This is a genomic window from Rhodococcus sp. (in: high G+C Gram-positive bacteria) (assembly GCF_049591685.1).
Taxonomy (GTDB): Bacteria; Actinomycetota; Actinomycetes; order Mycobacteriales; family Mycobacteriaceae; genus Rhodococcoides.
In genome coordinates, this window is the sequence record NZ_JBAWFH010000253.1 from 1 (window position 1) to 11,078 (window position 11,078).

10 protein-coding genes are annotated in these 11,078 nt (G+C 63.2%); 4 read left to right on the forward strand and 6 right to left on the reverse strand.

Annotated elements, in window-relative coordinates:
• A partial coding sequence (locus WBQ44_RS10715) for a TylF/MycF/NovP-related O-methyltransferase (protein ID WP_495566671.1) occupies positions 1–540 on the forward strand: 540 nt, incomplete at its 5' end.
• A 30-nt stretch (positions 541–570) separates the two neighbouring features.
• Here the strand turns inward: WBQ44_RS10715 and WBQ44_RS10720 are convergent.
• The 5 genes from WBQ44_RS10720 to rfbB form a co-directional block, all read right to left on the reverse strand.
• Complete coding sequence (locus WBQ44_RS10720) at positions 571–2,460, reverse strand: glycosyltransferase (protein ID WP_495566672.1); 1,890 nt, start codon at positions 2,458–2,460, stop codon at positions 571–573.
• A gap of 76 nt (positions 2,461–2,536) precedes the next feature.
• The gene (locus WBQ44_RS10725) at positions 2,537–4,759 is read right to left on the reverse strand and encodes a hypothetical protein (protein ID WP_495566673.1); all 2,223 of its coding nucleotides are present in this window, start codon (positions 4,757–4,759) and stop codon (positions 2,537–2,539) included.
• Between the two features lie 41 nt (positions 4,760–4,800).
• A complete protein-coding gene (locus WBQ44_RS10730) occupies positions 4,801–5,241 on the reverse strand; it encodes a GtrA family protein (protein WP_495566674.1) in 441 nt (146 codons plus the stop codon).
• On the reverse strand, positions 5,238–6,257 hold the full coding sequence (locus WBQ44_RS10735) for a glycosyltransferase family 2 protein (protein WP_495566675.1): 1,020 nt from the start codon (positions 6,255–6,257) through the stop codon (positions 5,238–5,240). The genes WBQ44_RS10730 and WBQ44_RS10735 overlap by 4 nt, the downstream gene beginning before the upstream one ends.
• A 138-nt stretch (positions 6,258–6,395) precedes the next feature.
• Positions 6,396–7,400, reverse strand: coding sequence for a dTDP-glucose 4,6-dehydratase (gene rfbB, locus WBQ44_RS10740; protein WP_495566676.1), 1,005 nt, complete (start codon positions 7,398–7,400; stop codon positions 6,396–6,398).
• 207 nt (positions 7,401–7,607) lie between these two features.
• On the opposite strand from rfbB, the gene rfbA reads away from it, so the two are divergent.
• On the forward strand, positions 7,608–8,477 hold the full coding sequence (rfbA, locus tag WBQ44_RS10745; protein WP_495566677.1) for a glucose-1-phosphate thymidylyltransferase RfbA: 870 nt from the start codon (positions 7,608–7,610) through the stop codon (positions 8,475–8,477).
• The gene (locus tag WBQ44_RS10750; protein WP_495566680.1) at positions 8,477–9,064 is read left to right on the forward strand and encodes a dTDP-4-dehydrorhamnose 3,5-epimerase family protein; all 588 of its coding nucleotides are present in this window, start codon (positions 8,477–8,479) and stop codon (positions 9,062–9,064) included. The genes rfbA and WBQ44_RS10750 overlap by 1 nt, the downstream gene beginning before the upstream one ends.
• A gap of 323 nt (positions 9,065–9,387) precedes the next feature.
• Here the strand turns inward: WBQ44_RS10750 and WBQ44_RS10755 are convergent, their stop codons facing one another.
• Positions 9,388–9,891, reverse strand: a complete 504-nt coding sequence (locus WBQ44_RS10755; protein WP_495566678.1) for a GtrA family protein — start codon at positions 9,889–9,891, stop codon at positions 9,388–9,390.
• Between the two features lie 72 nt (positions 9,892–9,963).
• On the opposite strand from WBQ44_RS10755, the gene dprE1 reads away from it, so the two are divergent.
• A partial coding sequence (gene dprE1 / locus WBQ44_RS10760; RefSeq protein ID WP_495566679.1) for a decaprenylphosphoryl-beta-D-ribose oxidase occupies positions 9,964–11,078 on the forward strand: 1,115 nt, incomplete at its 3' end.

Genomic DNA, 11,078 nt, shown 5'->3' on the forward strand with positions numbered 1-11,078 from the left:
ACCCTGCGCTTCGCACTCGGTGAAGTGTCCGTGCCGGGAATGGCACTCGAATTCGGCGTCGCCAGCGGCACCACCCTCGAAATCATCGCCGAGGAACTCGGCTCGAAGAACGACATCACCGTCGTCGCCGGCTTCGACGTCTTCTCCGGGCTGCCCGAAACATGGCGCACGGGCTTCCCGAAGGGATTGTTCGAGCAACAAGGCCAACCCACCGTGGCCGGCGCAGAAATCGTGCCCGGCATGTTCGAGGACTCGCTACCCGGTTTCCTGGAAAGCCACTCCGAAAAGCTGGCCTTCCTCCACCTCGACGCCGACTTGTACTCGTCGACTGTGACGGTGCTCGACCTCGTAGCCGACCGTCTCGTCGAAGACACCGTCATCGTGTTCGACGAATACTTCAACTTCCCGGGCTGGCGAAACCACGAATACCGCGCCTGGACCGAATTCGTCGCCCGCACCGGCACCGAATTCGACTACCTCGGCTACACCGCCGACAACGAGCAGGTAGTCGTACGAATCAGAAAAGCGCCGTCGCTGTAGGCGACGGCGCTTGTTCTCCCGTGTCGGTGCTCAGGCGTCGACATCGTACAGGCGGGCCCAGTTCGTCCGGCTCGTCAACTCGGGCATAGCGTCGCGGAAGCGACGTTGCACGTCCGGCCCCTCGGCTCGCAGTCGGCGCATGACGTCGGCCAACCGGCGACCGACCTCACGTGCAGCTGCGACGTCACGACGACGCACCCGTACGCCCGACTGAGACGCGTCGGCTACGACGGCTCTGTCGAACAGCGAGACATGCCACCAATGCGCTTCAGCAGCAGGGATATAGGCGAGTTCGCCGCGCACGCGCCCCTGCAGCTGATTCTTGATGCGCTTCGCCAACACCAGATCGAGCATCCTCTTGTTCGGAGTGAACCCGGCCGGGAGGGTGACCAGATCTGCCGAGCGCACATCGGGGATTGCAGAAGCGGGGTGCTTGACAGTCTCGGGGAAACGACTGCGCAATTCACGAATGCGGCCGAGCACCGAGCGTCCACCGTCTTCGAGAATCGACGGCCCCGAGAGGAAGTCCTCCACTCCCTTCAGGGCGGTGTGCGCGAGGCCGTACTGCATGGAGACGGTGAACTGGGTGATCTCGCGTGCGATCTGGACGCTCAGAGACTTGACGTCGAACTCGCTGTGGAGCGCCGCCGCGATGAGCGAGTTACGAACGCTGAAGTAGCGAGACCAGTCGTCGCGATCTTTCCAATGGAAATCCGCGTGCCATACCCCGGCGTTCGGAAGGGTTGCCGTCGCGAAACCATGTGAGCGAGCCCTGATTCCGAACTCGATGTCGTCCCACTGAAAGAACATCGGCAGCGGAAGACCGATAGCCGAAATGACCTCGGCCGGGATGAGGCAAGACCACCACGCGTTGTAACCGGCGTCGACGCGCTTGTTCTGACGCTTCTTGGTCAGATCGGCGTCGTGAATCGAATTGGCCGACCAGCGACCGGCTTTCAGCTTCGACAGGTCGGCTTCCTCGCCGCTGACGTGCAGGTTCTGCGGGTTCATCAGATACAGCATCTGCGCTCCGACCAGGGTCGGCTCGACAGTCACGTTCGCGAATGCGTTCATCCGCAGAATACTTTCCGGCTCACAAAGGATGTCGTCATCCATCAGAATCACGTTGGCGTGCTCGTTGATTCCGGTGACCTCGAACATGCCACGCGTGAAACCGCCCGCGCCACCGAGATTCGGTTGCCGAATGTAGACGAGCTTGTCGCCGAGGATCTCGCGGACCTCACCGAAGAGTGCACGATCGGACACCGGGTCGGTACCTTGATCCACGACGAACACCGCGTCGAGACCGGCCATCAACTGGTCGTCTCCTGCCAGCGCCGCAACAGTTTCCGCGCAGTCGTCGGCCCGGTTGAAGGTACAGATGGCGACCGCAGCGGGACGAACCACGGCGGGCGCGTCGACGGTCCATTCCAGACCCGACACGCGAATCGTATCTTCCACTGCGGCGATCTCGATCCACAGAAAGCCACCATCGAGGAATGTGTCCACCGGCGACGACAGCGTCGCGCGACCCGAGCCGGAGACCTCGACGGTCGTCACGGTTCGTTCGTTCCCACCTGAATCCGACGCACGCAGCCGCACCTCACCGGGACCGTCATGATCGAAGGAAACATCGACGCTCGTCACCGACGTCCACCGCTGGAAGTAGCTCGCAGCAAACCGTCCGAAGTAGGTGTCCGTGTCCACGGTCGCACCCTTGTCCAGGGTGACCTCGAACCGCCGGCGGTGAGCGTCACCGGTCTCGATGGACGCATAGAGGTCGTCCGAAACGCGCGAGTTGGGGCCGGCGAACGTGCCGCGTTGGACAATCAAGCGAGCCGGAGCGGCGTGGTCGACCAACTTGCTTCGTATCGCATCGATGTCCGTCGTCTGCGCATCGGTGTGAACGAACTCGCTCATTACTCTCCTACGAAGATTCGTGGTGTGGGTTCACACCACGCCTGCCAACCCCATCGAACGGTCGCAGCTCACAGTATCAACCGTTGTCGGTGGCACGGTTCAGGCGTGATCGGGCGCGGCGTCGCCCGCGCAGGGCCGTTACCACGGACATTCCGACCACGATGACAGCCGCGGCCACTGCCGCGACCCGCCCGGCCTCGAGTCCCGGCGACTCGTACCGCACCTCGAGGACGCCCTCACCTGCAGGAACCTCGACCGTAAGCAGACCGGCGGGTCCTTCCGCTACCGGCAACGCCGAACCGTCGAACACAGCGGTGTAACCCGGCCAGGCGAGCCGAGAGAACACGACAGTCGTCGCGACGGACCCGTCGACGCGCACGGTTTCCATTGCCGGCGTACTGGCGACGGTCTCCACCCTCGCGGTTGGTGACCACCAGGTGGCAGAGCCTGCACCTGACGTCTGAGGCTGGTCTCGGACCCAGACCACTCGCGCGTTGCTACTGTCGGCGACCCCCCAGCCGGCTGGGGGTGGACCGGCGGTCACCTCGGGGAGCAGAGTGCGCTGCAAGACAAGCGTCGATACGCCCATGACATCGACGAGCGGTGCGTCGATGTTCGAGGAGGCAGGCGCGAACAAGCGGTCGAAGGCGTCGGCGCATACCGCCCCTCTGTAGTCCATGCACAACTCTGTCGCGAAGGCCGCGAATCCCATCCCCGTGTAACTGGCCACGGTGCGGACGCCTGCGGCACGTGGGGTGTTGCCGAACAAGAGCTGGCCCGTGCGCGTGTCCGCCGTTGTCACGGAGCTTCGCTCGGCAAGTTGCAGCACCGTGCCCCGGTACGCCTCGGAGCCCACCCGAGCGTCGGACAATCGCGTCAGGGGGTCACCGCCGTTCGGCGGCTGCTCGGGCTCGGGCTCCGACGACGGCAACGGTTGAGCTGCCGAGGGAAACGACGATGTCTGCAAGAACAGAATCAGCGCCGTTCCCGCGACAGCAGAACACACCAGCGCGGCGACACTGCGACGCAATCCGAGCGTTACGGCCAGCCCGACGAGTACGGCAACCAGAAGCAGGCCGGACAGGTGCAGTGCTGCGAGGTCGGGCCGAACGGCCCACGCCAAATAGCTACCGAAGAGGACGATCCCGATGGTCAAAGTGATCCTGCGTCGTACGTGGGTACGGGCGATGCCACTGGAAAGCGCGACGGCGAACGCGACGGCGATTGCGAGATAAAGGTATTCGACCAATCGGAACGGCCACCTGAACAGCCACACGTTGGACGGCGCAAGACTTGCGACGAGGTAGAAGCCGCCGACGATCGACAAGCTGAGCGCCCCCACGAAGCGACGGCGCAACGAACCCCACCGCAACCACGGCAACAGCGGAGCCAGGAACCACGCCAGGTACGTGGACGGCACACTCTCGAGCCGCTCCCCACCCCAATTCGATATGGACGGCAAATACGTCGACGAAGTACCGCCGACGAGGTCCCCCAGATCCGGTACCAGAAACGTGTCGTTGGCGATCGCCGCGAGGGACTGCCGGTCCGTCACCGAACTCGATCCGAGAAGCGGCAGGAACACCATGAGCGCCACCGCCCCGACGCACGCGCCCATGATGGTGAGCGTCACCAAGCGGGCATAGTCCCGGCGCACGATCTGCTCGATGCCGAGGGCAGAAAGAACGACCACCAGGCCGAGCGGCGCATACGGATTTCCGGCGGTCATCGCGAGGAAACCGAAGAGGAACGGGACGACAGCCGGAAGCCGTCCGAGCGCGAATCGTCGCGCCGACCACCAGAAGTGAACGACCCAGGTGAACGCCGCGAGCCCGGCAGGCCAGCCGGCCGCCTCGTACCAGAGCGTAAGACCGGAGAACGGCATCGCGACAGCGATCAGAAACGCCGGGGCCCGCGAGGCGCCGTAGGACCGCGCCAGCAGATACACACCCGTTCCGAGAACGGCGAGCATTTCGGCCATGATCACGAACGCCGCGAGCGCCAGATCGTCGAAGTAGGACACGACGACGAAGTTGACGAGGTTGACCGGATTCCAAATTCCCAGCAGCGCCTCGGCGGCGTAGTTCCCGCCCATCCAGCCCGCGGGATCCATGGCGATCCAGTGGCCACTGCGCAACTGCGATCCGAAGACGTGCCATATCGGGGCGAACTGCTCGTACATGTCCCCGACGTAGAAAAACAGCGTTCCTCGCCACTGCGGAACGACCGCGAGAACAAGAACGGTAATGGCGACCAGGACGACCATCAAGGCGTCGGGAACCCGGCGTCGGCGAGACACTGGCAGTTTGATTGCAGTGCCAATCGAGCTATCCGAGACCGTCACGGAACATCCAGGGATTCGACTCGGCGCTCACGAGTGAGGATTTTCCTCGACAGCACGAACGTGAAGGGTATTGCAGCAACAGCGGCCACCAGCGGCGCAACACGTTCGTCCATACCGACACCGTCCACGAGCAGGACGACACCACCCGTCGTGAGCACGTAATTGGTCAGGTTACTCAACGGAAAAAGCATGAACTTACGCCACGTCGGCGGAGTCTTGAACGTCCAGTAACAGTTGAGGAAGAACGACCCGACCATCGCGATCACGATCGCGACCAAATGCGCTCCGAGGTACGGAATCGCCAGCCGCAGAGCCAGATAGCTGCCGTAGTAGACGGAAGTGTTGACTACTCCCACCGACGCGAACTTCACCAGATGGGGCAGGTGAGCCGAACGGAACGACGGCCGAGACCCCTGCTCGTCGGGGGTTTCGGTCACGCCGACGCCCCATCGGAATCCGAATGGGTGCGCATGTCGCGGTCGGACTCGTCTCGTGCGTCGCGTCGACGCCGGACGGTGTGTGTCGGCCGAACGTCACCCTCGGTTTCGGCAACGAGGAAGTGGGGTCGCTGCTTCGTCTCGTAATAGATGCGCCCGACGTACTCGCCGATCACGCCGAGGAACATCAATTGCAATCCGCCGAGCCCAACGATCGCTGCGACGAGCGTGACATACCCCGGAACCGAGATACCCCCGACTATCGCTGCGACGACCAGAAAAACGACGTAGGCGAACCCCAGTGCCATAACTGTTGCGCCGATGTAGATCGCGAGGCGTACCGGGGCATTGTTGAAAGACATGATGCCGTCGATGCCGTAATTGACCAGCCGGCGGAACGACCACTTGCTGGCGCCGCCACCCTGACGCGCCACGTTCTTGTAATCCACTGTTGCCGTGGGAAATCCGATCCACGAGAACAGACCCTTCGAGAATCTGTTGTACTCACCGAGCTGCAGGAGTGCGTCCACCGCGCGACGACTGAGCAAACGGAAATCCCCGGCGCCGTCCTGCATGTCGACGTCGACCATCCGATTGACGGCACGGTAGTACAACCGTGCCGCAGCAGTACGGCCGAACGAGTCCCCGTCGCGGGTTCGTCGAGCCACGACCTGGTCGTACCCTTCGGCGTGCAACCGCAGCATGTCGACGATCAGCGCCGGCGGATGCTGCAGGTCGGCATCCATGATGACGACGGCATCGCCCGTCGAATACACCAGACCGGCCAACATAGCGGCTTCCTTGCCGAAGTTACGGCTGAGCGAGATGTAGCGAATGCGCTGATCGTGTGCGTTGAGACGCCTCATGATCGACATGGTTCCGTCGCTGCTGCCGTCGTCGACGAGGATGACTTCCAACTTCGGGCCATCCGGCTCGAGCTTTACCAGTAGCTGCTCGACCAAGCTGGCAAGCACGTCCTCCTCGTTGTGACACGGGACGACGACAGACAACAGCACAGTTACTCCAAGGCCAGCATCGGTAGCAAGAACCGATGCGCAGATAGGTGCCGTCGGGCGGCAGGAACCCCGACAGTGTTGCACAACGAGCGGCAGGGAAAAGCACGGTTCGTGCCACCGGTTGCGGTTGCCGATCCGTCAGAGTGCACGCTCACCTGCCGTGGCGTATGCGGCTTCGGTAGCACCTTTTTGTGGCCGCCACCAGTCTTCGTTGTTGCGGTACCACTCGACGGTCGCTTTCAGCCCGCTGCGGAAGTCGACGTACTGCGGCGTCCACCCCAGCTCGGTGCGCAGTTTGGTGGAGTCGATGGCGTAGCGCATGTCGTGTCCGGGGCGGTCGGTGACGAAGTCGAACGCGTCGGCGGGCTGCCCGGTCTCTTCGAGGATCGTCTCGAGAACGGCCCGGTTGTTCTTTTCCCCGTCTGCGCCGATGAGGTACGTCTCGCCGAGAACGCCCTTGTCGATGATCGTCCACACGGCACTGTTGTGGTCGTCGACGTGGATCCAATCGCGAACGTTGAGGCCTTCGCCGTACAGCTTGGGCCGCAGACCGGTGAGCACGTTGGTGATCTGGCGGGGAATGAACTTCTCCACGTGCTGGTACTGGCCGTAATTGTTCGAGCAATTGGAAATGGTGGCGCGGACGCCGAAGCTGCGGGCCCACGCGCGCACCAGCAGATCGCTCGACGCCTTGGTCGAGGAATACGGACTCGACGGGTTGTATGGAGTGGACTCGGTGAAACGAGCAGGATCGTCGAGTTCGAGGTCGCCGTACACCTCGTCGGTGGAGATGTGGTGATAGCGGACATCGTGCTCGCGGACGGCTTGAAGCAACGTGGTGGTGCCGATGACGTTGGTGTGCAGAAACGGCCACGGGTCGGTGAGACTGTTGTCGTTGTGTGATTCGGCAGCGAAATGAACGACCAAGTCTGTGTTCTTCACCAGATCGTTCACCAGCTTTGGATCCGCGACGTCACCTTCGACGAAGTCGATCTTGTCGGCCACGGAGTCGAGTGATGCCCGGTTTCCGGCGTAGGTCAGCTTGTCGAGGACCGTAATCTCCACATCCGGCCGGTGGGCGACGGTCGAGTGGACGAAGTTCGCGCCGATGAATCCAGCACCCCCGGTGACGAGCATTTTCATACCCGTGACCATACCGCTCTGCCTTCTTCGAGGCCGCGATCGTCCTGACGTTCGATGACGCGAAACAAGCTCCCCGCACGTTCCCCCCGCGGCCGTCCTGCCCGAGACCGATTTCCGGTTGGACTGGCCGCTGCAGGTACCGGAACGTGGAGAGTTCAACGACATCAGCGCCGCGCGGAGAGCCGATCGATCTGAAAGACTGCCGACATGCGGGGAATTATTCTGGCGGGCGGCACGGGTTCGCGTCTTCATCCGATCACCAAAGGCATCAGCAAGCAGTTGGTCCCGGTCTACGACAAGCCGATGATCTACTACCCGCTTTCGACGCTGATCCTCGCCGGCATCCGCGACATCCTCGTCATCACCACCCCGCAGGACGCCGAACAGTTCCAGCGGCTCCTCGGCGACGGCTCCCAATTCGGCATCGACCTCACCTACACCGTCCAACACGTCCCCAACGGCCTCGCCCAAGCGTTCGTCCTCGGCGCCGACCACATCGGCACCGACACCGCAGCCCTGGTGCTCGGCGACAACATCTTCTACGGACCCGGCTTGGGCTCACAACTCTCCCGCTTCGGTGACATCGACGGCGGCGCCGTCTTCGCCTACGAAGTCAAAGACCCCTCCGCGTACGGCGTCATCGAATTCGACGCTGCCGGCACAGCGATCTCGCTCGAAGAGAAGCCGAAACAACCCAAGTCGAACTTCTCCGTCCCCGGCCTGTACTTCTACGACAACGACGTCCTCACAATCGCCCGCGACCTGCAACCCTCCGACCGCGGCGAATACGAGATCACCGACGTCAACCGGCACTACCTCGACGCCGGAAAATTGTGCGTCGAGGTCCTCCCGCGCGGCACCGCCTGGCTCGACACCGGCACCTTCGATTCCCTCCTCGACGCCTCGAACTACGTCCGCACCATCGAGCAGCGCCAAGGCATGAAAATCGGCGCCCCCGAAGAAGTGTCGTGGCGCCGCGGCTTCATCACCGACGACGAACTACGGATGCGCGCCGAAAAACTCGTCAAATCCGGATACGGGCAATACCTGCTCGAACTCCTCGACCGAGGAAAATGATGACATTTCGTGAACTGAAAATCCCCGGCGCATACGAATTCACCCCGCGCCAATTCGGCGACGACCGCGGCGTGTTCTTCGAATGGTTCAAATCCTCCGCCTTCTCCGACTCGGTCGGCCGACCACTGAAATTGGAGCAGGCGAACTGCTCGGTCTCCGCCGCCGGCGTACTCCGCGGAATCCACTTCACCGACAACCCGCCCGGGCAGGCAAAGTACGTCACGTGCGTCAAAGGTGCATTCCTCGATGTGATCGTCGACCTGCGAACCGGGTCGCCGACGTTCGGGCAGTGGGACAGCGTGCTCATCGACGACGTCGACCGGCGGGCGGTCTACCTGCCCGAGGGACTCGGACACGCGATCTTGTCCCTCGAAGACGGTTCGACGGTGATGTACCTGTGCTCCATCGAATACACTCCGACGCTCGATCGGGACCTCAGCCCGTTGGACCCCGACCTTGCCATCGACTGGCCCACCCTCGCCCGCGACGGCAGCGCATTGGACTACCAACTCTCCGACAAAGACCGCGCCGCGCCCTCACTGGCCCACGCCATCGACGCCGGATACCTACCGAAGTTCCTGGGCTGACCTGCGCGGGTGGGGCTGCCAGCCAAAGCGCGGGCTGGCGGCGGTGCGGGTGGCGGCGGTGTGCCCAACCGCGCACCTTCCAGCTATTCGCTTGAGTTGCAACCTGCGCGAACGCCTGCAACCTGCGCGGATGTGGTGGGTGTCAGCGGCAAACCGGTGTCGGCATCGTGGTCAGCAGCAACCAGCGGGACCGGCAAGGGCAGCGGTGAGCGGCGAATCGTGGCGCCACATCCCCCAACCGCGCACCTTCCAGCTGTTCGCTTGAGTTGTAACCTGCGCTAACGACTGCAACCTGCGCGGGTGGGGCGAGCAGGACGGCCCGATCAGCGGATTCTGAAGATCACGGCACGCTGGACAACGAAGTTGATGACCGTGGCGGTGCCTTGGGCGATGACGAAGGCCAGACCGCTGTAGAGGATGGTTTCGGCCCAGAGGTGTCCGAAGAAGGTGTACAGCGCGTTCTGCACCCCGAAGGTGGCGAGGTACAGCACCACGACCGCGACGAATCGTGAGCGTGAGGGTGCTGCGTTGAACGTCCAGCGCCGGTTGATGAGGTACGCGACGGTGGTTCCGACGACGAAGCCGACGGCTTTCGCGAGCGAGAGCTGCAGGTCGAGCCCGTATTGCAGCGCAATGGTGATCGAGAAGTCGAAGATGGCCGACAGCACACCCGTCGCCAAGAAACGGACTATCTGAGTCTTGAGGTCCAGGGCCTCGTCGGCCAAGTTCTCGGTGAGTGGCAGTTCGACGGGCAGCGGAACGTGATGCTGCGGTTCCTTGTCGTCGGCCGACCAGTCGTCGTTCGCCGAGGGATCAGAGGTGGACACGAAATCCGAGACTAGTCGCCTGGCGACGCAGTGTTCGGAGTAGGTCGGACGCAGCGGGTACCCTCTAGACCGATGTCCACGACAGCCGACGACGCACTCTTCTCCCTGGAACCACAGGCCCGGAACACTGCGCCGCTACCCACGCAGACCCGCACGCTCACCGGTTGGGGGCGCACGGCGCCGTCCACCGGCGAGGTGCTCTCGACTTCCGACCCGGAGCTCATCGCCAACGCGGTCAGGCAAGTCGCGGAGCAGAACGACTCCAAGCCGGCGCATCTGCGACGCGGCGTCATCGCGCGTGGCCTCGGCCGCTCGTACGGCGACAACGCACAGAACTCGGGCGGCCTCGTCGTCGACATGAATGCTTTGAACGGCATCCACAGCATCGACGCGACCACGCGCATCGTCGACGTCGACGGTGGAGTCAACCTCGATCAGTTGATGCGCGCAGCGTTGCCCTTCGGTCTGTGGGTTCCGGTGCTGCCGGGTACGCGTCAGGTCACCATCGGTGGTGCGATCGGCACGGATATCCACGGCAAGAACCACCACAGCGCGGGCAGCTTCGGCAACCACGTGCGCTCGATGGAACTGCTCACCGCGGACGGTCAGATCCGGCACCTCACCCCGTCGGGCAAGAACTCGAAGTTGTTCTGGGCGACGGTCGGCGGCAATGGCCTCACCGGCATCATCCTGCGCGCCACCATCGAGATGACGCCGACCGAGACGGCGTACTTCATTGCCGACGGCGATGTGACGCGCAACCTCGACGAGACCATCGCCCTTCACAGCGACGGCAGCGAGAACAACTACGACTACTCGAGCGCGTGGTTCGACGCCGTCGCCGGTCCCCCGAAGCTGGGGCGCGCCGCTGTGTCCCGTGGATCACTGGCCCGGTTGGACCAGCTGCCGGAGAAGCTCCAGAAGGATCCGCTCCGCTTCAATGCCAAGCCGCTGATTACGTTCCCGGACGTCTTCCCGAACGGTTTGGCCAACAAGTACACCTTCTCGGCGGTCGGCGAGGTGTGGTACCGCAAGTCGGGCAACTACCGCAACAAGGTTCAGAACCTGACGGCGTTCTACCACCCACTCGACATGTTCAGTGAGTGGAACCGAGCCTACGGCTCGAAGGGATTCCTCCAGTACCAGTTCGTGGTGCCGCCCGAGGCCGTCGACGAGTTCAAGAAGAT

Bases quoted from the DNA above. Each gene is read 5' to 3' on its own strand.
- WBQ44_RS10720 (WP_495566672.1), bottom strand. From the start codon at position 2,460: ATGAGCGAGTTCGTTCACACCGATGCGCAGACGACGGACATCGATGCG.
- rfbB (WP_495566676.1), bottom strand. From the start codon at position 7,400: ATGAAAATGCTCGTCACCGGGGGTGCTGGATTCATCGGCGCGAACTTC.
- rfbA (WP_495566677.1), top strand. From the start codon at position 7,608: ATGCGGGGAATTATTCTGGCGGGCGGCACGGGTTCGCGTCTTCATCCG.
- WBQ44_RS10750 (WP_495566680.1), top strand. From the start codon at position 8,477: ATGACATTTCGTGAACTGAAAATCCCCGGCGCATACGAATTCACCCCG.